This window comes from Ramlibacter aquaticus (assembly GCF_015159745.1).
GTDB lineage: Bacteria > Pseudomonadota > Gammaproteobacteria > Burkholderiales > Burkholderiaceae_C > Ramlibacter > Ramlibacter aquaticus.
In genome coordinates this window covers 39,295-61,162 of record NZ_JADDOJ010000008.1, presented here as the reverse complement: position 1 = coordinate 61,162, position 21,868 = coordinate 39,295, and the positions used below count along the sequence as shown (strand labels likewise).

At 68.7% G+C, this 21,868-nt stretch carries 24 protein-coding genes; 5 read left to right on the top strand and 19 right to left on the bottom strand.

Annotated elements, in window-relative coordinates:
* Positions 1 to 23 precede the first annotated feature (23 nt).
* From IM725_RS03560 to IM725_RS03520, 9 genes are all read right to left on the bottom strand, one after another.
* Positions 24 to 254, bottom strand: coding sequence for a hypothetical protein (locus tag IM725_RS03560; protein ID WP_193779198.1), 231 nt, complete (start codon positions 252 to 254; stop codon positions 24 to 26).
* 30 nt (positions 255 to 284) lie between these two features.
* A complete protein-coding gene (locus IM725_RS03555) occupies positions 285 to 539 on the bottom strand; it encodes a FixH family protein (RefSeq protein WP_193779197.1) in 255 nt (84 codons plus the stop codon).
* A gap of 10 nt (positions 540 to 549) precedes the next feature.
* Complete coding sequence (gene ccoG / locus IM725_RS03550; protein WP_407692498.1) at positions 550 to 1,980, bottom strand: cytochrome c oxidase accessory protein CcoG; 1,431 nt, start codon at positions 1,978 to 1,980, stop codon at positions 550 to 552.
* A gap of 138 nt (positions 1,981 to 2,118) precedes the next feature.
* On the bottom strand, positions 2,119 to 3,036 hold the full coding sequence (gene ccoP, locus IM725_RS03545) for a cytochrome-c oxidase, cbb3-type subunit III (protein ID WP_193779195.1): 918 nt from the start codon (positions 3,034 to 3,036) through the stop codon (positions 2,119 to 2,121).
* Positions 3,037 to 3,050: 14 nt separating this feature from the next.
* The gene (locus tag IM725_RS03540) at positions 3,051 to 3,188 is read right to left on the bottom strand and encodes a cbb3-type cytochrome oxidase subunit 3 (protein WP_193779194.1); all 138 of its coding nucleotides are present in this window, start codon (positions 3,186 to 3,188) and stop codon (positions 3,051 to 3,053) included.
* Between the two features lie 11 nt (positions 3,189 to 3,199).
* Positions 3,200 to 3,826: a cytochrome-c oxidase, cbb3-type subunit II gene (gene ccoO / locus IM725_RS03535; protein ID WP_193779193.1), complete on the bottom strand. Its 627-nt coding sequence runs from the start codon at positions 3,824 to 3,826 to the stop codon at positions 3,200 to 3,202.
* A gap of 14 nt (positions 3,827 to 3,840) precedes the next feature.
* Positions 3,841 to 5,274, bottom strand: a complete 1,434-nt coding sequence (gene ccoN / locus IM725_RS03530; protein ID WP_193779192.1) for a cytochrome-c oxidase, cbb3-type subunit I — start codon at positions 5,272 to 5,274, stop codon at positions 3,841 to 3,843.
* A gap of 69 nt (positions 5,275 to 5,343) precedes the next feature.
* Positions 5,344 to 5,481: a cbb3-type cytochrome oxidase assembly protein CcoS gene (gene ccoS, locus IM725_RS03525; protein WP_193779191.1), complete on the bottom strand. Its 138-nt coding sequence runs from the start codon at positions 5,479 to 5,481 to the stop codon at positions 5,344 to 5,346.
* Entirely contained in the window at positions 5,481 to 7,769 is a 2,289-nt protein-coding gene (locus IM725_RS03520; RefSeq protein WP_193779190.1) for a heavy metal translocating P-type ATPase, read from the bottom strand. The genes ccoS and IM725_RS03520 overlap by 1 nt, the downstream gene beginning before the upstream one ends.
* A 102-nt stretch (positions 7,770 to 7,871) precedes the next feature.
* On the opposite strand from IM725_RS03520, the gene IM725_RS03515 reads away from it, so the two are divergent.
* From IM725_RS03515 to IM725_RS03505, 3 genes are read left to right on the top strand one after another with little or no spacing between them, the layout of a single operon-like run.
* Positions 7,872 to 8,315, top strand: a complete 444-nt coding sequence (locus IM725_RS03515; protein ID WP_193779189.1) for a universal stress protein — start codon at positions 7,872 to 7,874, stop codon at positions 8,313 to 8,315.
* Positions 8,316 to 8,331: 16 nt separating this feature from the next.
* Positions 8,332 to 8,754, top strand: coding sequence for a universal stress protein (locus IM725_RS03510; protein WP_193779188.1), 423 nt, complete (start codon positions 8,332 to 8,334; stop codon positions 8,752 to 8,754).
* A gap of 11 nt (positions 8,755 to 8,765) precedes the next feature.
* Entirely contained in the window at positions 8,766 to 9,767 is a 1,002-nt protein-coding gene (locus IM725_RS03505; protein WP_193779187.1) for a zinc-dependent alcohol dehydrogenase family protein, read from the top strand.
* 6 nt (positions 9,768 to 9,773) lie between these two features.
* Here the strand turns inward: IM725_RS03505 and dnaB are convergent, their stop codons facing one another.
* From dnaB to ppsA, 10 genes are all read right to left on the bottom strand, one after another.
* Entirely contained in the window at positions 9,774 to 11,177 is a 1,404-nt protein-coding gene (dnaB, locus tag IM725_RS03500) for a replicative DNA helicase (RefSeq protein WP_193779186.1), read from the bottom strand.
* Positions 11,178 to 11,340: 163 nt separating this feature from the next.
* Positions 11,341 to 11,793, bottom strand: a complete 453-nt coding sequence (rplI, locus tag IM725_RS03495; RefSeq protein WP_193779185.1) for a 50S ribosomal protein L9 — start codon at positions 11,791 to 11,793, stop codon at positions 11,341 to 11,343.
* Between the two features lie 10 nt (positions 11,794 to 11,803).
* A complete protein-coding gene (gene rpsR / locus IM725_RS03490; protein ID WP_193779184.1) occupies positions 11,804 to 12,085 on the bottom strand; it encodes a 30S ribosomal protein S18 in 282 nt (93 codons plus the stop codon).
* A 9-nt stretch (positions 12,086 to 12,094) separates the two neighbouring features.
* On the bottom strand, positions 12,095 to 12,388 hold the full coding sequence (priB, locus tag IM725_RS03485; RefSeq protein ID WP_193779183.1) for a primosomal replication protein N: 294 nt from the start codon (positions 12,386 to 12,388) through the stop codon (positions 12,095 to 12,097).
* 24 nt (positions 12,389 to 12,412) lie between these two features.
* Positions 12,413 to 12,781: a 30S ribosomal protein S6 gene (rpsF, locus tag IM725_RS03480; RefSeq protein ID WP_193779182.1), complete on the bottom strand. Its 369-nt coding sequence runs from the start codon at positions 12,779 to 12,781 to the stop codon at positions 12,413 to 12,415.
* A gap of 158 nt (positions 12,782 to 12,939) precedes the next feature.
* Complete coding sequence (locus IM725_RS03475; RefSeq protein ID WP_193779181.1) at positions 12,940 to 13,437, bottom strand: hypothetical protein; 498 nt, start codon at positions 13,435 to 13,437, stop codon at positions 12,940 to 12,942.
* Between the two features lie 128 nt (positions 13,438 to 13,565).
* Positions 13,566 to 15,269 carry an MFS transporter gene (locus IM725_RS03470; protein ID WP_193779180.1) on the bottom strand — a complete coding sequence of 568 codons (1,704 nt, stop codon included), beginning with the start codon at positions 15,267 to 15,269 and terminating at the stop codon, positions 13,566 to 13,568.
* Between the two features lie 124 nt (positions 15,270 to 15,393).
* Complete coding sequence (locus tag IM725_RS03465; protein ID WP_193779179.1) at positions 15,394 to 17,487, bottom strand: VC_2705 family sodium/solute symporter; 2,094 nt, start codon at positions 17,485 to 17,487, stop codon at positions 15,394 to 15,396.
* The gene (locus tag IM725_RS03460; protein ID WP_193779178.1) at positions 17,480 to 17,737 is read right to left on the bottom strand and encodes a DUF4212 domain-containing protein; all 258 of its coding nucleotides are present in this window, start codon (positions 17,735 to 17,737) and stop codon (positions 17,480 to 17,482) included. The genes IM725_RS03465 and IM725_RS03460 overlap by 8 nt, the downstream gene beginning before the upstream one ends.
* A 54-nt stretch (positions 17,738 to 17,791) precedes the next feature.
* Positions 17,792 to 20,185: a phosphoenolpyruvate synthase gene (ppsA, locus tag IM725_RS03455; RefSeq protein WP_193779177.1), complete on the bottom strand. Its 2,394-nt coding sequence runs from the start codon at positions 20,183 to 20,185 to the stop codon at positions 17,792 to 17,794.
* Between the two features lie 156 nt (positions 20,186 to 20,341).
* Between ppsA and ppsR the strand changes: the two genes are divergently transcribed.
* Both ppsR and ahpC read left to right on the top strand, forming a co-directional pair.
* The gene (ppsR, locus tag IM725_RS03450) at positions 20,342 to 21,163 is read left to right on the top strand and encodes a posphoenolpyruvate synthetase regulatory kinase/phosphorylase PpsR (RefSeq protein WP_193779176.1); all 822 of its coding nucleotides are present in this window, start codon (positions 20,342 to 20,344) and stop codon (positions 21,161 to 21,163) included.
* A gap of 114 nt (positions 21,164 to 21,277) precedes the next feature.
* Complete coding sequence (gene ahpC, locus IM725_RS03445) at positions 21,278 to 21,850, top strand: alkyl hydroperoxide reductase subunit C (protein WP_193779175.1); 573 nt, start codon at positions 21,278 to 21,280, stop codon at positions 21,848 to 21,850.
* Positions 21,851 to 21,868 lie beyond the last annotated feature (18 nt).

Sequence of the window (21,868 nt, the reverse complement as noted above, 5' to 3'; positions counted from 1 at the left end):
AAGCTGGCGCGAAAGGCACAGCTTCAGGCGCTGCGATTGACTTCCGAGGGGGGTGTGCCCAGCAGGGCCGTGAGCCCGCTGGCCCCGGCGCAGACCGCCCAGAAGGCGAAGAACGCGGCCGTGTACACGGCCTGCCGCGGCCAGCCCTGCAGGTGCAGCTCGCTGGGATCGACGACGGCGAAAACCACCAGTTCGAGGACGCAGGCCGCCAGGAAAGCGGGCCAGACGATCCACATCACCTTGTCATGGCGCATGAAAAAACCTCCGCTGCCACTGTAGACGGATCAGTTGGCGTCCTCTGCTGGGGTATTCGCGTGGTTGCGCCCCTGCATCGCCGGCATCCGGGCGCGCTCACGGGCCAGGGTCTTGTTGATGTTCATGCCCTGCTGGTAATAGTCTTCGGCGATCACCGGGTCGGGCGAACGCACCGCGATCCAGGCCGTGGCCAGTGCGGCCACCACCACCACCGCCGGGCCGGCGATGATGAGCCAGACGTGGCCGTAGGTCCACCAGGGCTGGCTGGGAGATTCATTCTTCATGGCGTGCCTTTCAATGCGGGACAAGGAAGACCGACTTCTCGCTGACGTGCGCATCGCCGCCCGCCTCGCCGATCAGGAAATGGATGGGGTGCGAGCCGGGTTCGGCGGCACCGTAGGGCATCTGCAGGCGCACGACCACCCAGCGGGCATCGGCCGGCGCCACCGAGAACTCGGTCTCGGACGCCACGACCAGGCCCGGCAGGCCCTCGACATGCAGCGTGTAGTTCTGCGGCCGCTCGGTGGCATTCATGATCTGGATGCGGTAGACGTTCTCCAGCCTGCCGCCGGCCACGATGCGCGAGAGCGCGGCGCGGTCGCGCACCACGTCCACCTTCAGCGGCGTGCGCAGGGCCAGGCTCAGGCCCACGCCCAGGCACAGGGCCAGCAGCACGGTGGCATAGAGCAGCACCCGCGGCCGCAGGACGTGGCGCAGGATGTCCTTGCGCTTCCAGCCCCGGGCCATGGCGTTCTGGGTGGTGAAGCGGATCAGGCCCCGCTCATAGCCCATCTTGTCCATCACGCCGTTGCACACGTCGATGCAGCCGCCGCAGCCTATGCACTCGTACTGCAGGCCGTGGCGGATGTCGATCCCGGTCGGGCAGACCTGCACGCACAGGCTGCAGTCCACGCAGCTGCCCAGGGCCAGCTGCGACAGGTCCGCCTTGCGCGAGCGCGAGCCGCGCGGCTCGCCGCGGGCCTCGTCGTAGCTCACGATCATGGTGTCGTGGTCGAACATCGCGCTCTGGAAGCGGGCGTAGGGGCACATGTACTTGCACACCTGCTCGCGCATGAAGCCGGCGTTGCCGTAGGTGGCGAAGCCATAGAAGAAGACCCAGAACACCTCCCAGGAGCCCATGCGCGTCTGCAGGAATTCCATGCCCAGCTCGCGGATGGGCGTGAAGTAGCCGACAAAGCTGAAGCCGGTCCACATGGCCAGGCCCACCCAGAGCAGGTGCTTGAACCACTTCTTGACCAGCTTCTCCAGCGACATGGGCGCGCCGTCCAGCTTCATGCGGGCGGTGCGATCACCCTCGACCTTGCGCTCTATCCACAGGAACATCTCGGTGTAGACCGTCTGCGGGCAGGCGAAGCCGCACCACAGCCGCCCGGCCACCGCGGTGAACAGGAACAGCGAGAGCGCGCTGATCACCAGCAGGCCCGTCAGGTAGATGAAGTCCTGCGGGTAGAGGACGTAGCCGAAGATGTAGAAGCGCCGCGCCGCCAGGTCGAACAGCACCGCCTGCCGGCCGCCCCAGGACAGCCAGGGCAGGCCGTAGAAGACGATCTGCGTGAGCCAGACGAAGGCCCAGCGCCAGCGGGCGAAGAGGCCCGTGACCGCACGCGGGTAGATCTTCTTCTGGGCTTCGTACAGCGATTCGGAAGCGGGCTCACCTTCCTGGCCCGCGACAGGGACGATGGGAATGACTTTCACGCCCGGAATCTTGCGCCCGGTCAAACTTCCAGCACTTGCGCTAGATCATGGAGCCCGGGGTTGTCCCCGTGGGACGCAGGGACATGAGGGCCGCGCCATGAAAAAAAGGCCGGGCAATGCCCGGCCTTCATGCCCGCGCGGGTGCGCTCAGGGCGTGGCCTTGGTGGGCTTGTTGGACAGGCCCCAGACGTAGGCGGTCAGCACGTGGATCTGCGCCTCGGTCAGCTTGCCGCCCTGGGCCGGCATCTGGTTGACCTTGCCGTTGTTGACCATGTTCATGATGGCCTGCTCGCCGAAGCCGTGCAGCCAGATGTCGTCGGTCAGGTTGGGCGCACCTATGGCCTGGTTGCCCTTGCCGTCGATGCCGTGGCAGGCCGCGCAGGCGGTGAACTTGGACTTGCCCAGCTGGGCACGCACCGAGTCGGTGGCGTTGCCCGACAGGCTCAGCACGTACTGGGCGACGTTCTTCACGTCTTCCGGCGAGCCGACCGCGGCCGCCATCACCGGCATCTGGCCGATGCGGCCCTGGGTGATGGTTTCCTTGATCTTCTCGGGCGTGCCGCCGTGCAGCCAGTCGTTGTCGGTCAGGTTGGGGAAGCCCTTGGAGCCGCGCGCGTCCGAGCCGTGGCACTGCGCGCAGTTGTTCATGAACAGGCGCTCGCCCACGGCCATGGCGCCGCCGTCGCCGGCCAGCTCCTCGACCTTCTTGGCCGTGTACTGGGCGTACAGGGGTTCCAGTTCCTTGTTGGCGGTGGCCACCTCCTTGGCGTGCTGGCCGGTGGAGGTCCAGCCCAGGCTGCCGGGGTTGGTGCCCAGGCCCGGATAGGCCACCAGGTACAGCACGGCGAAGACGATGGTGATGACGAACAGCCACATCCACCAGCGCGGCAGCGGGTTGTTCATCTCGGTCAGGTCCTCGTCCCAGACATGGCCCGTGGTGTTGTCGGCGGTGGACACCACCTTCTTGCGGGAGGTCGCCCACAGCAGGATGGCGCAGCCCAGGATGCCCAGCAGCGTGATGCCGGCCACGTAGACCGACCAGAAGTTCGAAGTGAAATCGCTCATGACGTGCTCCGGGCTCAGTCCTGCTCGAAGGGGATGTTGGCGGCCTGCTCGAAGGCGGACTGGTTGCGGCGGGCATACGCCCACCACAGGATGCCCAGGAAGGTGACGAAGGAGATCACCGTGGCGATGATGCGGAGGTCGTTGACGTCCATGTTCGTGCTCCTTACTTGAGGGACAGGCCCAGGCTCTGCAGGTAGGCGATCAGCGCTTCCTGCTCGGTCTTGCCCTTCACGTCGGCCGAGGCCTTGGCGATCTCCGCGTCGGTGTAGGGCACGCCCACGGTGCGCAGCGCACGCATGTGCGTGGGCATGGCGGCGTCGTCGACGAGGTTCTTCTCCAGCCAGGGATAGGCCGGCATGTTGGACTCGGGCACCACGTCGCGCGGGTTGTTCAGGTGGATCTTGTGCCAGTCGTCGCTGTACTTGCCGCCCACGCGCTGCAGGTCGGGGCCGGTGCGCTTGCTGCCCCACTGGAAAGGGTGGTCGTACACGAACTCGCCCGCCACCGAGTAGTGGCCGTAGCGCAGCGTCTCGGCGCGGAAGGGCCGGATCATCTGCGAATGGCAGTTGTAGCAGCCCTCGCGAAGGTAGATGTCGCGGCCGGCCAGCTGCAGCGCGGTGTAGGGCTTCAGGCCCGTGATCGGCTCGGTGGTCGACTTCTGGAAGAACAGCGGGATGATCTCCACCGCGCCGCCGATGGCGACGACCAGCAGGATCAGCACGATCATCAGGAAGTTGCTGGTCTCGATCTTTTCGTGCGAGAAGCCGGTCGAAGTGTTGTCGTTGCTCATGGTGTTGACTCCCTTCAGGCGGCCTGGGGAACCGGGATGGCGACCGGCACGGCATGGCCGCGGGCGACGGTCATCCAGGTGTTCCAGGCCATGATCAGCATGCCGGAGAGGTACAGCAGGCCGCCGACCACGCGCACCACGTAGAAGGGATAGGTCGCCTTGACAGCCTCGACGAAGGTGTAGGTCAGCGTGCCGTCCGGGTTGATGGCGCGCCACATCAGGCCCTGCATCACGCCGGCGATCCACATGGCGGCGATGTACAGCACGATGCCGATGGTGGCGACCCAGAAGTGCAGTTCGATCGCCTTGGTGCTGTACATCTTCTTCTGACCGAACAGGCGCGGGATCAGGAAGTACAGGGAACCCATGGACACCAGGCCGACCCAGCCCAGGGCGCCGGAGTGCACGTGGCCGATGGTCCAGTCGGTGTAGTGGGACAGCGAGTTGACCGTCTTGATGGACATCATCGGGCCCTCGAAGGTGCTCATGCCGTAGAAGGACAGGGACACGATCAGGAAGCGCAGCACGGGGTCGTCACGCAGCTTGTGCCAGGCACCCGACAGCGTCATGATGCCGTTGATCATCCCGCCCCAGCTGGGCGCCAGCAGGATCAGCGAGAACACCATGCCCAGGGATTGCGTCCAGTCGGGCAGCGCGGTGTAGTGCAGGTGGTGCGGACCCGCCCACATGTAGGTGAAGATCAGCGCCCAGAAGTGGACGATGGAGAGCCGGTAGCTGTAGACCGGCCGCTCGGCCTGCTTGGGGATGAAGTAGTACATCATCCCGAGGAAGCCCGCGGTGAGGAAGAAGCCGACCGCGTTGTGGCCGTACCACCACTGCACCATCGCGTCCTGTACGCCGGCGTAGGCCGAGTAGGACTTCATCCAGCCGGCCGGCACTTCGGCGCTGTTGACCACGTGCAGCAGGGCGACGGCGAGGATGAAGCCACCGTAGAACCAGTTGGCCACGTAGATGTGCCTGACCTTGCGGGTGCCGACGGTGCCGAAGAAGACGATCGCGTACGAGACCCAGACCACCGTGATCAGGATGTCGATGGGCCACTCGAGCTCGGCGTATTCCTTGCCCGTGGTGTAGCCCATGGGCAGGCTGATGGCCGCCGCCACGATCACCGCCTGCCAGCCCCAGAAAGTGAAGCTGGCGAGCTTGGGCAGGAACAGGCCGGTGTGGCAGGTGCGCTGCACCACGTAGTAGCTGGTGGCGAACAGCGCGCAGCCACCGAACGCGAAGATCACCGCGTTGGTGTGCAGCGGACGCAGGCGCCCGTAGGACAGCCAGGGAATGCCCAGGTTGAGTTCGGGCCAGGCCAGCTGCGCGGCGATGATGAGCCCGACGAGCATGCCCACCACGCCCCACACCACGGCCATCAGCGAGAACTGGCGGACCACGGTGTCGTTGTAGGTGACGGCTCGAATGGGGTTTTCAGTCATGGAAACACCTCTTTTGATCGTGACGGGGTCAAGTGTCTTGTCCGGCCTGCCGCGGGTCGTTGATGAAGGTCAATCCGTTTTGAGAATGCGTTCGCCCTCGGCCTCGATTGCGTCAAATTGCCCACGCCACACGGCCCAAGCGAGCGCGCCCAGGATGACGAAGGCCAGCGCCACCGACAGCGGAATGAGGAGGAAGAGGATGTCCATCAGGCGTCCTGCGGAAGGCGCGCCAGGCGCGCGGAGTTCATGACCACGAAGAGCGAGCTGGCCGCCATGCCCAGGCCGGCGAGCCAGGGCGGCATCGCCCCGGCCACGGCCAGGGGCACGCACACCATGTTGTAGGCCGCAGCCCAGGCCAGGTTCTCGCGCACCACGCGCCGGCAGCGGCGCGCCTGCGCGAGCAGCAGCGGCACCGCGGAGAGCCGCTCGCCAGGCACCACGAAATCGGCCTGCGCCTGCGCCAGCGGCACCGCATGGCCCATGGCGATGGACAGGTCGGCCCGCGCCAGCACGGGGCCGTCGTTCATGCCGTCGCCCACCATGGCGATGCGCCGGCCTTGCTGCTGCAGCTGCGCCACGCGGGCCAGCTTGGCCTCGGGCGTCTGGCCGCCCTCGGCCCGGGCGATGCCGGCGCGCTGCGCCAGGCGCTGCGCGGCCGCCTCGGTGTCGCCCGAGAGCAGTTGCACGCCCAGGCCCTGCGCGGCCAGGGCCGCCACGGCGGCCGGCGCGTCCTCGCGCAAGGCCTCGTCGACCTGGAAGCTGGCCAGCCAGCCCTGGGCATCGGCCAAGTGGACCTGCGTGCTCCCGGCCCCGGCGTCCTGCACGCCACAGAAGGCGGCCGAACCCAGGCGCAGCGCCTGCCAGGCGCCTGCGTGCCAGACCTCGCCGCGGACGCCGCGGCCGGCCTCCTCCCGGGTGCCGCGCACGGGCGGCAGGCCCTCGCCCGCTGCACGGGCCAGGGCGCGCGAGGCCGGGTGCAGCGAGCACGCCGCCAGCGCCCCCGCCAGGGCCAGCGCCTGCGATGCCTGCAGGCCCTCGCGGCAGCGCACGGCACCCAGCGCCAGTTCGGCCTGCGTGAGCGTGCCGGTCTTGTCGAAGATGACGGTGTCGACCGAAGCCCCCGCCTCCAGTGCCTGCAGCCTGCGCACGACGATGCCGCGCCGCGCCAGCGCGCCCGCGGCGGCCAGCGTCGCGGCGGGGGTCGCCAGCGAGAGCGCGCAGGGGCAGGTGACGATGAGCACCGCGATCGCGACCCCGATCGCATGGGCGTGACCGGCCGGCCACCACCAGGCGGCGCCACCGGCACTGGCCAGCACCACCAGGCCCAGGAACCAGCCCGCCACGCGGTCGGCCTGGCGTGCCACCCGGGGCTTCTCGACCGACGCCCGCTCCATCAGGCCGACGATCTCCGCGAAGCGCGTGTCCGGGCCACAGCGCAGCACCTGGATCACCAGGGTGCCGCTGAGGTTGTGGCTGCCGGCGACCACCGGCTGGCCGGCCGTGCGCCGCAGCGGCTGCGATTCGCCGGTGAGGATGGCCTCGTCGACCTGGCCGTCGCCCGCCAGCACCAGGCCATCGGCGGGGATGACCTCGCCCGGCAGCACGCGGATGCAATCGCCCGGCACCAGGGTGCGCACCGGCACGCGCTCGAAGCGGCCATCGCCCGCCAGGCTGCGCCGCTCCACCAGGTCGGGCAGGCGCCGCGCCAGGGCTTCCAGGGCACCGGCCGTGCGGTCGCGCAGGCGCTGCTCCAGCATGCGGCCCGACAGCAAGAAGAAGACGAACATGGTGATCGAGTCGAACCAGACCTCGTCGCCCAGCGGCCCGCGCGGCTGGAAGGTGGCCGCGGTGCTGGCGGCGTACGCGATCAGGATGCCCAGCGCCACCGGCACGTCCATGCCCAGGCGCAGGTGGCGCAGGTCGCGCCAGGCCGAGGCGAAGAAGGGCTTGCAGGAAAAGAGGAGCACCGGCAGCGTGAGCAGCCAGGCCGCCCAGCGCATCAGGCCCAGGGCATCGGCACTCATCTCCCCCGGGGCCGACATGTACACGGGCACCGCGTACATCATCACCTGCATCATGCAGAAGCCGGCCACCAGCCAGCGCCACAGCATCATCCGCCGGGCCCGGCGCCGTGGCTGCGCATCGAGCTGGTCGCCGGCCGGCAGGGCGCCGTAGCCGGCCCGCTGCAGCGCGGCCCACCAGTCGGACGGCCGGCCCGCGCCGGGCTCCCACTCCACGCGTGCGGTGGCGGTGCTGCCGTTGACCTGGGCGCTGCGCACGCCCGGGCAGGCGGTGAGCGCGTCCTCGACCACCAGCGCGCAGCCGGGGCACTCCATCCCCTCGATCGCCAGCCAGGACTCCACGCGGCCGCCCTGCCCCTGCAGTTCACGGCTGAAGGCCCGCCACTCGGCGGGCTGGTCCAGCGCGGTCCAGGCGGCGGCGCGGTCCTGCGGACCGTCCGTCGCAGCGGCCAGGGAGAGGGGGGAATCGGGCATGCCCCAAGGCTAGCCAGCCTGCGGGCGGCCGCTCTTGACATGCATCAAGCGCGAGGGCCCCCCCGCGACCTATGCTGGCCGCGTCATCACCGGAGGCCTTCCATGTACCAACGCATCCTCGTGACCACCGACGGCTCCAAGCTGTCCGCCAAAGCCGTGAAGGCCGCGATCGGGATGGCGGCATCGCTGCGGGCGGAGCTGGTGGCCCTGCACGTGGTGCCGCGCTACCCGGTGAGCTACTTCGAGGGCGCCGTCACCATCACCAACCCGGAGGCCGCGCGCATCGAGAAGCAGTGGGCCGAGCGCGGCCAGGCCCTGGTCGATGCGGTGCGCGTCGCGGCCGAGGCCGCGGGCGTGCAGGCCAAGGGCGTGGTGGCCCGCTCGGACCAGGTGGCAGAATCGATTCTCTCGGCTGCGAAGAAGCACCGGTGCGACCTGGTGGTGATGGCCTCGCACGGCCGCCGCGGCCTCAAGCGGGTGCTCCTGGGCAGCGAGACGCAGCAGGTGCTGACGCACGGCAGCCTGCCCGTGCTGGTGCTGCGCTGACCCCAAGGAGAGCCGCATGAAGATCCTGCTCGCTGCCGACGGCAGCGCGTTCACCAAGAAGGCCCTCGCCTTCCTGGTCACCCACGAGACCCTGTGCGGGCCCGGCGACGAGTTGCTGGTGCTGCACGTCCAGGCGCCCATTCCCCCCGGCGTGAAGACCATGGTGGGCGCCGAGGTGGTGCACGACTGGCACACCCAGGAAGCGCGCAAGGTGCTGGCGCCGGTGGAGCGCTTCCTCGCCCGCCACGAGGTCCCCTTCAAGACGCTCTGGCGCGTCGGCCACGCCGCCGCCGAGATCCCGGCCATTGCCAGGAAGCAGAAGTGCCACCTTGTCGTGATGGGCACCCACGGCCACGGCTTCCTGGGCCGGGCCGTGATGGGCAGCGTGTCGCAGAAGGTGGTGGAGACCAGCGAGGTGCCGGTCCTGCTCGTGAAGTAGGCGGTATCGCCATGCGGGTGATGCGTGCCGACCTCGCCCGGCGCACGCTCTGCCCGGAAGAGCGCCCGCTGCCCGTGCCGGGGCCCGGTGAGCTGCTGCTGCAGGTGCTGGCCTGTGGCGTGTGCCGCACCGACCTGCACGTGATCGACGGCGACCTGCCGCCCCACCGCCAGGGCGTGGTGCCCGGCCACGAGATCGTCGCCCGCGTGGCCGGCCATGGGCCCGGGGCGGGCCGCTTCGCACTGGGCCGGCGCGTGGGCGTGCCCTGGCTGGGCCGTGCCTGCGGCCATTGCGGCTTCTGCGGCCAGGGCCACGAAAACCTCTGCGACGAGCCCGAATTCACGGGCTACGACCGCGACGGCGGCTTCGCCGAATACACCCTCGCCGACGAGCGCTTCTGCTTCGCCCTGCCCGAGGCCTACGACGACCTGCATGCCGCCCCGCTGCTGTGCGCCGGACTGATCGGCCACCGGGCCTGGCGCCTGGCCGGCGCCGCCACGGCGCGCCGGCTCGGCCTGTACGGCTTCGGCGCGGCCGCGCACCTCATCGCCCAGGTGGCCGTCGCGCTCGGCCAGGAGGTGTACGCCTTCACGCGCGCGGGCGACCTGCAGGGCCAGGCCTTCGCCCGTTCGCTGGGCGCGTCCTGGGCGGGCACCTCGGACGACCTGCCGCCCGTGCCGCTGGACGCCGCGCTGCTGTTCGCGCCCGTGGGCGGGCTGGTGCCCCTGGCGCTGCGCGCGGTGCGCAAGGGTGGCACCGTGGTCTGCGCCGGCATCCACATGAGCCCGATCCCCGCCTTCGACTACAGCCTGCTGTGGGGCGAGCGGGTGCTGCGCTCGGTGGCCAACCTGACGCGGGCCGACGGTGAGGCCTTCCTCGCGCAGGTGGCGCGCACCCCGGTGGTGACGCACGTGCAGCCCTTCGCCCTGGCGGACGCGGCGCTCGCGGTGCAGGCCCTGCGCGAGGGCCGGGTGCAAGGGGCGGCGGTGCTGGTGCCGGGCCGCGCGGCCTGAGCCGCCTCAGAAATCGCTGGAGACGGCCAGGTTCTCGAACTTGGTGAAGTTCTTGATGAAGGCCAGCTTCACGGTGCCGGTGGGGCCGTTACGCTGCTTGCTGATGATGATCTCCGAGACGCCGGGCTCCTTGGAGTCCTTGTTGTAGTAGTCGTCGCGGTAGATGAACATGATCACGTCGGCGTCCTGCTCGATGGCGCCGGATTCGCGCAGGTCGCTCATCATGGGACGCTTGTCGGTACGCGACTCCACGCCGCGCGAGAGCTGCGACAGCGCGATCACCGGGCAGCCCAGCTCCTTGGCGAGCATCTTCAGGCCGCGCGAGATTTCGCCCACGGCCGTGGCGCGGTTCTCGTCGCTCATGCTGGAGGACGTGCTCATCAGCTGCAGGTAGTCGACCACGATCAGGCCCAGCTTGCCGCCGCACTGGCGTGCCAGGCGGCGTGCGTTGGCGCGCAACTCGCTCGCGGTGAGGCCGGGCGTCTCGTCGATGTGCAGCGAGATGGTGCGCAGCTTCTCGATCGCCTCGGTCAGGCGCGGCCATTCGTCGTCGGCCAGCTTGCCGGTGCGCAGGTGGCCCTGGTCGATGCGGCCGATCGAGCCCACGATACGCACGGCCAGCTGGCTGGCACCCATTTCCATGGAGAACACCGCCACCGGCAGCTGTTCGTGCAGCGCCACGTGCTCGGCGATGTTGATCGCAAACGAGGTCTTGCCCATGGAGGGCCGCGCCGCCAGGATGATCAGGTCGCCGGCCTGCATGCCCGAGGTCATGCGGTCCAGGTCGTAGAAGCCGGTGGGGACGCCCGTGATGTCGTTCGGGTTGTCCGCCATCTCCTGCACGCGGTCCAGCAGCTCCACGACCAGCCGGTCCATGGACTGGAAGCCCTGCTTCATCCGCGAGCCTTCCTCGCCGATGTTGAAGATCTTCTGCTCGGCCTCGTCCAGGATCTGGTCCACCGCCTTGCCCTGCGGGTTGAAGGCGGCGGTGGAGATCTCGTCGCTGGCGCTCACCAGCTTGCGCAGGATGGAGCGCTCGCGAACGATCTCCGCGTAGCGGCGGATGTTGCCCGCGCTGGGCACGTACTGCGCCAGCGAGTTCAGGTAGGCCAGCCCGCCGGCCTCGTCGGCCTTGCCCAGGTTCTGCAGCGACTCGAACACCGTGATCACGTCCGCCGGCTTGGTGGCGTTGACCAGGCCGCTGATCGCCTGCCAGATCAGCTTGTGCTCGTAGCGGTAGAAGTCGGACTCGGTGAGCAGGTCCGCGACGCGGTCCCAGGCGCCGTTGTCCAGCAGCAGGCCGCCCAGCACGCTGGATTCGCCCTCGATCGAGTGCGGCGGGATGCGCAGCTGCGCGATCTGCGAATCGCGCCGGTAGTCGTCTTCGATGGGGCTGGGGACTGCGGACATGGATCTTGGAATGCTGGTGAATGCTACGGCCCGCCCCCCGCCTCGTCCAGTGGACAAGCCGGTGGGAATCAGGCGTGAAACCTGTGGATATCGCGGGACAACCCGGGCCCCGAAAAACAAAAGGCCGCCCGGGGGCGGCCTTTTGCGCTGCAGGCGTTTCGCCTCAGGCGGTTTCGCCGTACACGGTGACGTTGACGTCCACCACCACGTCGGTGTGCAGGGCCACGCTCACGGTGCTGTCGCCCACGGTCTTGATCGGGCCGTTGGGCATGCGCACCTGCGCCTTGGCGACCTTGTAGCCGATCTTGGCCAGTTCTTCGGCGACGTCGAAGTTGGTGACCGAGCCGAACAGGCGGCCGTCCACGCCGGCCTTCTGGGTCAGCTTGACGGTGGTGCCGGCCAGCTTCTCGCCCTGGGCTTGCGCCTCGGCGAGCTTGGCGGCGGCGGCCTTCTCGAGCTCGACGCGCTTGGCTTCGAATTCGGCCTTGTTGGCTTCGGTGGCGCGGCGGGCGCGGCCGGTCGGGATCAGGAAGTTGCGGGCGTAGCCGTCCTTGACCTTGACGATCTCGCCGAGGTTGCCCAGGTTCACGACCTTGTCGAGCAGAATGACTTGCATCGTGGGCTCCTTAGATGCGGTGCTGGTCCGAATACGGGACCAGGGCCAGGAAGCGCGCGCGCTTGATGGCGGTGTTGAGCTGGCGCTGGTAGATGGCACGGGTGCCAGTCAGGCGCGCGGGAATGATCTTGCCGTTTTCAGAGATGAAATCGCGCAGGGTGTCGACGTCCTTGTAGTCGATTTCCTCGACGCCGGCGACGGTGAAGCGGCAGAAGCGCTTGCGCTTGAACAGCAGCGACTGCGAGTTGCGCTTCGGACGCTTGTCCTTGTTGAATTTCTTGAACGTGGCCATGGGGACCTCTCAATGCGAATCTGGAACGAATGACTGGATGTGGAGCACCGGGTGCTTGCCGTTGCGGGGCGTCGCCAGGAACCCGTCGAAGCGCCACCGGCTTCCGGCATGCTGGCGGGCCAGGGCCTGCGCCACACTGCCGAACGCCACCGCCTTGAGCGCCGCCTTCACCTGCCGGTCCTGCCCTGCTTCCTGTTGCTGCGACTCGTGTTCGAGCCTCAGGTCGAGGGCGGGCACGCCGGCCGGGGTGTACCGCAGGGGCGATGCCTCGGCGATACAGGCGCTCAGTGCGACTTGGTTCACTCCCGGGTTGCTGCGCGGGCCGCTTTAGGCCTGCTGGTACTCCGCCTGGGCGGCCTTGCGGGCTTCCTCGCGCTCGACCGTCTTCATCATGGAAGACGGGCCGGTCTCGGCCTTCTTCTTGACCACGGTGAGGTGGCGCAGGACGGCGTCGTTGAAGCGGAAGGCGTGCTCGAGCTCGCCCATCACGTTCTGGTCGGCCTCGATGTTGACGCACAGGTAGTGCGCCTTGGCGAGCTTGTTGATCTGGTAGGCCAGCTGGCGGCGGCCCCAGTCTTCCACGCGGTGCACCTTGCCACCGCCAGCGGTGATCATGCCCTTGTAGCGCTCCAGCATGGCCGGAACCTGTTCGCTCTGGTCCGGATGGATGAGCAGGACGATTTCGTAATGACGCATAAGACTCCTTCTGGGTCGAAAGCCGCCCGCGGGGCGTCGGGCCGCCCCGCAAGGCGGGGCGTCAGTTGCCCCGGAAAGAATGGCCCGGGGCAGCGGTGCGGCAAGGAAAGCCCACCATTATAGCCCGGCGCGGCCAGGCTGGCCAGCCGGGGGGCGGCTCAGCCGTTCAGGGCCCGGTCCAGGGGGGCGAACTTCTGCTCGCCCACGGCCTCGCGGATGCGCGGTGCGACCTGCAGCAGTTCCTCGTAGCTGCCGGCGCCCTCCACCGCCAGGTTCAGGCGGAAGCCGCGCAGCCCCAGGCCGGCCGTCAGGGCGGTGGCCAGGGGGTAGGCCTCCATGTAGCGCTGCTGCGGGGTGCGGCTGGTGCCCGCGGAGGCGGGCGCTGCAGCAGGCGCAGCGGACGCGACGGGCGCGGCGGCCGGCGCTGCGGCCGGGACCGGGGCCGCGGCCTGCGTGGAGGCCGGCTCCAGCAGGCCCTGCTCCACCAGCAGTTCCAGGTCGGCCGCCACCACGCCCATGGGCGCGGTCGCGTCCAGCACCTCCTGCAGGGTGCGCTTGCCGTCGAACAGGATGAACGCCGAGCGCTGCCGCGGCGACAGGGGAACCGAGCGGTCCTTCATCACCTGCAGGCCCTTGGCCGTCTTCGTCATCAGCATCGCCACCTCACAATCCTTGCCCCTTTTTCGTGCTCAAGGCTGAGTTAATGTAGCCCGAATGTGTCGCCCGCGGACAAGAAAAAGCCCGCCTCGAGGGCGGGCTCGTGGGCTGCTGTCGCAGCGGTGCCTCAGTCGTTGGCGTAGATGTCGCGGTCCTTGGTTTCGCGGATGAACAGCGTGCCGATGACGAAGGTCATGGCCGCGATCGCCACCGGGTACCAGAGGCCGTAGAAGATGTCGCCGGTGGCCGCCACCATGGCGAAGGCCGTGGTCGGCAGCAGGCCGCCGAACCAGCCGTTGCCCACGTGGTAGGGCAGGCTCATCGAGGTGTAGCGGATGCGCGTCGGGAACAGTTCCACCAGCATGGCGGCGATGGGGCCGTACACCATGGTCACCAGGATCACCAGGAAGACCAGCAGCGCGAGCACCATGACGACGTTCATCTTGGCCGGATCGGCCGCGGTGGACAGGCCCGCGCCCTTCGCGGCCTCGGCCACGCCCTTGCGGAACTCGCCGATGGACTTGGCGGAATCCGCCGAGAAGCCATGCCGCTGCTCGTTCAGGGTCGCCGTGGGCGCGGTGAAGGTCTTGTCGCCGATGGTCACCGTGGCGGGCGAGCCGGCCGGGCCGGCCTTGTTCGCGTACGGGATGTAGGACTGCGTCAGCGTGCGCTTGGCGATATCGCAGGAGCTGGTGAAGTCGATGTCACGCGCGATCGGACTGCCCTGGAAGGAGCATTGCGCCGGGTCGGCGGTGACGGTGACCACCGTCTTCTGCTGCGCGGCCGTGAGCGCCGGGTTCGAGTACTCCAGCAGCATCTTGAAGACCGGGAAGTAGGTCAGCGCGGCGATCAGGCAGCCGGCCATGATGATGGGCTTGCGGCCGATCTTGTCCGACAGCTTGCCGAAGATGATGAAGAAGGGCGTGCCGATGGCCAGCGAGCCCGCGATCAGCAGGTTGGCCGTGGTCGCGTCCACCTTCGCCAGCGTGGTCATGAAGAACAGGGCGTAGAACTGGCCCGTGTACCAGACCACGGCCTGGCCGGCGGTCAGGCCGAACAGCGCCAGGATCACGATCTTCATGTTCTTCCACTGGCCGAAGGACTCGGCCAGCGGCGCCTTGGAGGTCTTGCCTTCGGACTTCATCTTCTGGAAGGCCGGCGACTCGTTCAGGCTCAGGCGGATCCAGACGGACACGGCCAGCAGCGCGATCGAGACCAGGAACGGAATGCGCCAGCCCCAGTCGTTGAAGTCCTTCTCGCCGATGGCGTTGCGCACGCCCAGGATCACCAGCAGCGACAGGAACAGGCCCAGGGTCGCGGTGGTCTGGATCCAGGCCGTGTACGCGCCGCGCTTGCCCTGCGGCGCGTGTTCGGCGACGTAGGTGGCGGCACCGCCGTACTCACCGCCCAGCGCCAGGCCCTGCAGCATGCGCAGCGCGATCAGGATCACCGGGGCGGCGATGCCGATCGAGGCGTAGCTGGGCAGCAGGCCGACGATGAAGGTGGACGCACCCATGATCAGGATGGTGACCAGGAAGGTGTACTTGCGGCCGATCATGTCGCCCAGGCGGCCGAACACGATGGCGCCGAAGGGGCGCACCAGGAAGCCGGCGGCGAAGGCCAGCAGCGCGAAGATGTAGGCGGACGTCGGGTCCAGGCCGGAGAAGAACTGCTTGGCGACGATCGCCGCCAGCGAGCCGTAGAGGTAGAAGTCGTACCACTCGAACACGGTGCCCAGGGAGGACGCGAAGATGACCTTCTTCTCCTCGCGGGACATCGGTGCCGCCTGGGCGAGTGCCCTCCCTGCGGCGGTCGATGAAGCTGTCGCCATGAAGTCTCCTTGTGTTGTAGGGGGTGGCGCAGTCTTGGGCGGCGTTCTGACACCAAACTGACTCACCGGCCTGCGATCGCGCTGCGGATGGGCAGGCCCCGGGCAAGCCCTGATAGGAAGAACCCTAGATGCCCAGCGGCGCGCCGGTGGTGACGGCGGCGGGCGGCCGCTGGCGGGCCGGCAGCAGGCTCACCGCGACCACCGTGGCGAAGCCCACGGGCACGCCGAACACGGCCGCCGACATGGGCTGGATGCCGAACCAGAGCGCGGCGCCGGGGGCCAGGCCCAGGGCCGAGCGGAAGGCCGGCGCGTGCGCCAGCATGTAGCCCGCGGTCACCGCGAGCCCCGCCAGCATGCCGGCCACCGCCCCGCCCCGGCTCGCGCGGCGCCAGAAGATGCCCAGCACCATCGCGGGCACGAAGGCCGAGGCGGCGAGCGAGAAGGAGGCCGTGACCAGGGCCAGGATCTCGGCCGGCTTGAAGGAGGCGACGGCGGCCGCCACCAGCGCCACCGCCAGCAGCGCGAACTTGGACAGGATCACGCGCTGGTCGGGCGTGACGCGGGGGTTCAGCTCGTGGCTGTAGATGTCGCGCACCATGGCGTTGCTGATGGTGAGCAAGAGGCCGTCGGCGGTGGACAGCGCCGCCGCCAGGCCCCCGGCCGCGACCAGCCCCGACACCACGTAGGGCAGCCCGCCCAGCTCGGGCGTGGCCAGCATGATCATGTCCGCGCCGATGCGGATCTCGCCCCACTGCAGCAGCCCGTCGCCATTGAGGTCGCTGACCTGGATCAGCGAAGGGTCGACCTTGCCCCACTGCGCGATCCAGGGCGGCAGCGCGTCGAAACTGCTGCCCACCAGGTGGCTCATGACCTCGAACTTCACCAGGGCGGCCAGGGCCGGCGCGCTCAGGTAGACCAGGGCAATGAAGAACAGCGACCAAGCCACCGAGGAACGGGCCTCGGCGACGCTGGGCGTGGTGTAGTAGCGCGTGAGCAGGTGCGGCAGGCCGGCCGTGCCCAGCATCAGGCAGAACACCAGCGCCACGAAGTTGCGCCTGGAGAGCGTGTAGTCCTGCTGCGCCTGGGGCGGGCCGTCCGGGTCGCCCGCGTAGGGATGCGCCAGCGCCGGCACGCCCCCCATGGGCCGCGAGCGCTCCTGGCTTTCCTGCAGGGCCCGGCCCCAGCGCTCGCGCGCCGTGGGCGCATCGTGCGGCAGGGCCGCCAGGTCGCGGCTGGCCTGCACCACGGTCGCCGGGTCGGCGCCGGATTTCTTGAGCTGGCGCAGCCGCTCCTGGGCCGCCGCGCGGTCGGCGCGCAGCGCGGCGTCCACGTCCTGTAGCTTGGCCTGGTACTCGCGGGCGCGCTGGGCGTACAGGCCCGCCACCTCGCGCTCGGCCGGGTCGTTGGAGAGTTCGCGCTCGACGGCGGCGATGGTGCGCAGCTGGCGGCCGTAGACCGCCGGCGCGAGCGGGTTGTCCAGCTGCTTCCAGGCCAGCCAGGACACCGGGATCATGAAGGCCAGCAGCAGCATGATGTACTGCGCGACCTGGGTCCAGGTGATGGCGCGCATGCCGCCGAGGAAGGAGCACAGCAGCACCCCGCCCAGCCCCAGCAGGATGCCGATCTCGAACTGCACGCCGGTCAGGCGCGAGGCGATGAGGCCGATGCCGTAGATCTGCGCGATGACGTAGATGAAGGACACCAGCATGGCCGCCAGCGCTGCGATGACGCGCGGCCAGCGGCCGCCGAAGCGCACGCCGAAATAGTCGGGCACGGTGTACAGCCGCATCTTGCGCAGGTGCGGCGCCACCAGCAGCGCCACCAGGCAGAAGCCGCCCGTCCAGCCCAGGATGTAGGCCAGCCCGCCGGCCTGCGTCGCGGTGCCGCCGAAGCCCTGCAGGTAGAGGCCGCCGGCCAGGCTGATGAACGAGGCCGCGCTCATCCAGTCGGCGGCCGCGGCCATGCCGTTGTAGAGCGCCGGGATGCGGCGCCCCGCCACGTAGTACTCCTCCGGGTCGGTGGTGCGGCCCCAGATGCCGATGCCGGCGTACATCATGACCGAGGCGAACATGAAGATCGGCCCGATCCAGAAGCGCGACAGGCCGTTGCGCTCGGCCCAGGCCATGAAGGCGACGAAACCCACCAGCCCCAGCACGTACAGGCCGACGATGCGGTGCAGGCGCCTGCGGTAGCCGCCCTGCCCCCCGGCTTCAGCCATCGTCTTCCTCGCTGTCCTCGGGCGCCAGGCGGCGCATCAGCACCGCGTAGACGACGACGATGGCGATGAAGACCAGCACCGCGCCCTGCGCCGCCATCCAGTAGCCGAAGGGCCAGGGCCCGACCGTGAAGGCCAGGTCGCGCGCGAACCAGGGCACGACGAAGCCCGCCAGCGCCCAGACCGCGAGCAGTGCGGCCTTGAGCGCAAGCACGCGCGGCGGGTGCTGGACCACGGGCCCGGGTTCGACCATGGCCGCATCTTCCCACCGCGTCCGCGGACGGACACTAGTGGTTTCCGGCAAGGCTCAGCCGGCGGCCAGGCGCTGCCAGGTGTCGATCACGCTGTCCGGGTTGAGCGAGATGGAGGCGATGCCCTCCTTCGCCAGCCAGAGCGCGAAATCCGGGTGGTCGCTGGGGCCCTGGCCGCAGATGCCCACGTACTTGCCCTGCGCCAGGCAGGCCGCGATGGCCCGCGAGAGCAGCGCCTTCACCGCCGGGTCGCGCTCGTCGAAGTCCACCGCCAGCAGCTCCAGGCCCGAGTCGCGGTCCAGGCCCAGGGTCAGCTGGGTCAGGTCGTTGGAGCCGATGGAGAAGCCGTCGAAGTACTTCAGGAACTCGTCGGCCAGGATGGCGTTGCTGGGCACCTCGCACATCATGATGACCTTGAGGCCGTCCTCGCCGCGCTTCAGGCCATGGGTGGCCAGCAGGCCGGTGACGCGCTCGGCCTGGCCCAGGGTGCGCACGAAGGGCACCATGACCTGCACGTTGGTCAGGCCCATCTCGCCGCGCACCCGCACCAGGGCTTCGCACTCCATGGCAAAGGCCTCGGCGAAGTCCTCGCTGATGTAGCGCGCCGCGCCGCGGAAGCCCAGCATGGGGTTCTCTTCCTCGGGCTCGTAGCGGCTGCCGCCGATCAGCTTGCGGTACTCGTTGGACTTGAAGTCCGACAGGCGCACGATCACCGGCTTGGGCCAGAAGGCCGCGGCGATGGTCGCCACGCCCTCGGCCACCTTGTCGACGTAGAAGGCGCGCGGCGAGGCATGGCCGCGGGCCACCGACTCCACCGCCTTCTTCAGGTCCGCGTCCACCGCCGGGTAGTCCAGGATGGCCTTGGGGTGCACGCCGATGTTGTTGTTGATGATGAACTCCAGCCGCGCCAGGCCCACGCCCTCGTTGGGCAGCTGGGCGAAGTCGAAGGCGAGCTGGGGGTTGCCCACGTTCATCATGATCTTGGTGGCGACCGCCGGCATGGCGCCGCGCTTGACCTCGGTCACCTCGGTGTCCAGCAGGCCGTCGTAGATGAAGCCGGTGTCGCCCTCGGCGCAGCTCACCGTGACCAGCGTGCCGTCCTTGAGGGTCTCGGTCGCGTCACCGCAGCCCACCACGGCGGGAATGCCCAGCTCGCGCGCGATGATGGCCGCGTGGCAGGTGCGGCCGCCCCGGTTGGTGACGATGGCGCTGGCCCGCTTCATCACCGGCTCCCAGTTGGGGTCGGTCATGTCGGCCACCAGCACGTCGCCGGGCTGGACCTTGTCCATCTCGCTGATGTTGTGCACCAGGCGCACGGGGCCCGTGCCCACCTTCTGCCCGATGGCACGGCCCTCGGCCAGCACCGGGCCCTTGCCCTTGAGCTTGTAGCGCAGCTCGGCCTTGCCGCCGGCCTGGCTCTTCACCGTCTCGGGCCGCGCCTGCAGGATGTAGATCTGGCCGTCGGTGCCGTCCTTGCCCCACTCGATGTCCATGGGACGGCCGTAGTGCTTCTCGATCACCACGGCATAGCGCGCCAGCTGCTCCACCTCGGCATCGCTGAGGCAGTAGCGGTTGCGCTGCTCCAGCGGCACGTCCACAGTCTTGATCAGCTTGCCCGAGCTGGCCTTCTCCTCGGGGGAGGCGAACACCATCTGGATCAGCTTGGAGCCGAGGTTGCGGCGGATCACGGCGCGCTTGCCCGCCGCCAGCATGGGCTTGTGGGCGTAGAACTCGTCGGGGTTCACGGCGCCCTGCACCACCGTTTCGCCCAGGCCGTAGCTGGCCGTGATGAAGACCACGTCCTGGAAGCCGGACTCGGTGTCGATGGTGAACATGACGCCCGAGGCGCCCAGGTCGGAACGCACCATGCGCTGCACGCCGGCGGACAGCGCCACCTCGGCATGGGCGAAGCCCTTGTGCACGCGGTAGCTGATGGCGCGGTCGTTGTAGAGCGAGGCGAAGACCTCCTTCATCTTGGCCAGCACGGCCTCGATGCCCACCACGTTCAGGAAGGTCTCCTGCTGGCCGGCGAAGGACGCGTCGGGCAGGTCCTCGGCGGTGGCAGAGGAGCGCACCGCGAAGCTGGCCTGCGGGTTGCCCGCCGACAGGGTCTCGAATTCGGCCCGGATGGCCTGCTCCAGGTCGGCCGGGTACGGCTGCTTCTCGACCCACTCGCGGATCTCGGCGCCGGCCGTGGCCAGCGCGCGCACGTCTTCCGTGTCCAGCGCATCCAGGCGGGCGTTGATGCGGTCGGCCAGGCCGCCGAAGGCCAGGAACTGGCGGAAGGCGTGGGCGGTGGTGGCGAAGCCGGTGGGCACGCGCACCCCCTGGGGGAGCTGGGAAATCATTTCGCCGAGGCTGGCGTTCTTGCCGCCGACCACCTCGACATCCGTCATCCTCAGGTTCTCAAACGGTACGACCAGGGCGGTCGCCGCAAAACGCTCAGACATGGGAAAGCTCCGTAAGTTGGTAAACGGTGGGCGCCGCCCTCGTGGGGGCTGGCACGCAGGGCATGTCCGGCAGCAAGGCTTTGTGCTTGTTCGAATGGGCCGGGGCGGGACATGCGCTGGGAATCGGATAAATTGCAGCCATTCTAGGGTTTTCCCATGCATACGCGTACGGTCTTCTACATCTCCGATGGCACCGGCATCACGGCCGAGACCTTCGGCAACGCCATCCTCGCGCAGTTCGAACTCAAGCCCCGGCACGTGCGGCTGCCCTTCGTGGACACCGTGGACAAGGCCCACCAGGTGGTGCGCCAGGTCAACCACGTGGCCGAGGTGGAGGGCCGCCGCCCCATCGTCTTCACCACCCTGGTGAACGCCGAGATCCTGGAAGTCATCCAGGCCGGCTGCAAGGGGATGATGCTGGACATGTTCGGCACCTTCGTGCGGCCGCTGGAAATCGAGCTCGAGCTCAAGTCCAACCATCGCATCGGCCGCTTCTCCGACGTCAGCAAGAGCCAGGAGTACCACGACCGTATCGAGGCGATCAACTTCAGCCTGGCCCACGACGACGGCCAGTCCAACCGCGACCTGCAGGGCGCGGACGTGATCCTGGTCGGGGTGAGCCGCAGCGGCAAGACGCCGACCTCGCTCTACCTGGCCATGCAGTACGGTCTGAAGGCGGCCAACTACCCGCTGATCCCGGAAGACTTCGAGCGCCAGCAGCTGCCGACGGCGCTCATGCCCTTCCGCAAGAAGATCTTCGGGCTCTCCATCCAGCCCGAGCGGCTGTCGGAGATCCGCAACGAGCGGCGGCCCAACTCGCGCTACGCCTCGCTGGACAACTGCCGCATGGAGGTGTCCGAGGCCGAGGCCATGATGCGCCGCGCCGGCATCCGCTGGCTGAGCACCACCACCAAGTCGATCGAGGAGATCGCCACCACCATCCTGCAGGAGATCCGGCCCGAGCGGCTGGAGTACTGAGGATAGCCAGTCCCTAACGACCCGATTGGCCGATTCGATTGGACCGGCCTCGTGCGGCACCGCACAATTCATAGGCGTTATCAATCACAACCACTAACTCAACAGAGGAAAACTATGTCTCTCATCAACCAGCAAGTTCCCGCGTTCCAGGCCACGGCCTACCACAACGGCAAGTTCGTGCCGGTGACCGAGCAGAATTTCCGCGGCAAGTGGTCCGTCGTGGTCTTCTACCCGGCTGACTTCACCTTCGTGTGCCCGACCGAGCTGGGCGACCTGGCCGACAACTACGCCGAGTTCCAGAAGCTGGGCGTGGAGATCTACGGCGTGTCCACCGACACCCACTTCACCCACAAGGCCTGGCACGACACCTCCGACACCATCAAGAAGGTGCAGTACCCGCTGGTCGGCGACCCCTTCCACAAGCTGGCCTCCTTCTTCCAGGTGCTGATCACCGAGGGCGAGGACGCCGGCCTGGCCCTGCGCGGCACCTTCGTGATCGACCCCGAAGGCCGCATCAAGACCATCGAAGTGCACGACAACGGCATCGGCCGCGACGCCCAGGAAACCCTGCGCCGCGTGAAGGCCGCCCAGTACATCGCCGCCCACCCGGGTGAAGTCTGCCCGGCCAAGTGGCAGGAAGGCGCCGAGACCCTGGCGCCCTCGCTGGACCTCGTCGGCAAGATCTAAGGCACACGCAAGACAGGA

Excerpts from the sequence above, each read along its gene's own strand:
- ccoO (WP_193779193.1), bottom strand. The coding sequence starts at position 3,826 with ATGAGCAACGACAACACTTCGACCGGCTTCTCGCACGAAAAGATCGAG.
- ppsA (WP_193779177.1), bottom strand. The coding sequence starts at position 20,185 with ATGTCTGAGCGTTTTGCGGCGACCGCCCTGGTCGTACCGTTTGAGAAC.
- ccoP (WP_193779195.1), bottom strand. The coding sequence starts at position 3,036 with ATGAGCGATTTCACTTCGAACTTCTGGTCGGTCTACGTGGCCGGCATC.
- ahpC (WP_193779175.1), top strand. The coding sequence starts at position 21,278 with ATGTCTCTCATCAACCAGCAAGTTCCCGCGTTCCAGGCCACGGCCTAC.
- IM725_RS03505 (WP_193779187.1), top strand. The coding sequence starts at position 8,766 with ATGCGGGTGATGCGTGCCGACCTCGCCCGGCGCACGCTCTGCCCGGAA.
- rplI (WP_193779185.1), bottom strand. The coding sequence starts at position 11,793 with ATGCAAGTCATTCTGCTCGACAAGGTCGTGAACCTGGGCAACCTCGGC.
- dnaB (WP_193779186.1), bottom strand. The coding sequence starts at position 11,177 with ATGTCCGCAGTCCCCAGCCCCATCGAAGACGACTACCGGCGCGATTCG.
- IM725_RS03515 (WP_193779189.1), top strand. The coding sequence starts at position 7,872 with ATGTACCAACGCATCCTCGTGACCACCGACGGCTCCAAGCTGTCCGCC.
- ppsR (WP_193779176.1), top strand. The coding sequence starts at position 20,342 with ATGCATACGCGTACGGTCTTCTACATCTCCGATGGCACCGGCATCACG.
- IM725_RS03510 (WP_193779188.1), top strand. The coding sequence starts at position 8,332 with ATGAAGATCCTGCTCGCTGCCGACGGCAGCGCGTTCACCAAGAAGGCC.
- rpsF (WP_193779182.1), bottom strand. The coding sequence starts at position 12,781 with ATGCGTCATTACGAAATCGTCCTGCTCATCCATCCGGACCAGAGCGAA.
- IM725_RS03560 (WP_193779198.1), bottom strand. The coding sequence starts at position 254 with ATGCGCCATGACAAGGTGATGTGGATCGTCTGGCCCGCTTTCCTGGCG.
- IM725_RS03470 (WP_193779180.1), bottom strand. The coding sequence starts at position 15,269 with ATGGCGACAGCTTCATCGACCGCCGCAGGGAGGGCACTCGCCCAGGCG.
- ccoN (WP_193779192.1), bottom strand. The coding sequence starts at position 5,274 with ATGACTGAAAACCCCATTCGAGCCGTCACCTACAACGACACCGTGGTC.
- IM725_RS03540 (WP_193779194.1), bottom strand. The coding sequence starts at position 3,188 with ATGGACGTCAACGACCTCCGCATCATCGCCACGGTGATCTCCTTCGTC.
- IM725_RS03460 (WP_193779178.1), bottom strand. The coding sequence starts at position 17,737 with ATGGTCGAACCCGGGCCCGTGGTCCAGCACCCGCCGCGCGTGCTTGCG.
- IM725_RS03555 (WP_193779197.1), bottom strand. The coding sequence starts at position 539 with ATGAAGAATGAATCTCCCAGCCAGCCCTGGTGGACCTACGGCCACGTC.
- rpsR (WP_193779184.1), bottom strand. The coding sequence starts at position 12,085 with ATGGCCACGTTCAAGAAATTCAACAAGGACAAGCGTCCGAAGCGCAAC.
- IM725_RS03475 (WP_193779181.1), bottom strand. The coding sequence starts at position 13,437 with ATGCTGATGACGAAGACGGCCAAGGGCCTGCAGGTGATGAAGGACCGC.
- ccoS (WP_193779191.1), bottom strand. The coding sequence starts at position 5,481 with ATGGACATCCTCTTCCTCCTCATTCCGCTGTCGGTGGCGCTGGCCTTC.
- IM725_RS03465 (WP_193779179.1), bottom strand. The coding sequence starts at position 17,487 with ATGGCTGAAGCCGGGGGGCAGGGCGGCTACCGCAGGCGCCTGCACCGC.
- IM725_RS03520 (WP_193779190.1), bottom strand. The coding sequence starts at position 7,769 with ATGCCCGATTCCCCCCTCTCCCTGGCCGCTGCGACGGACGGTCCGCAG.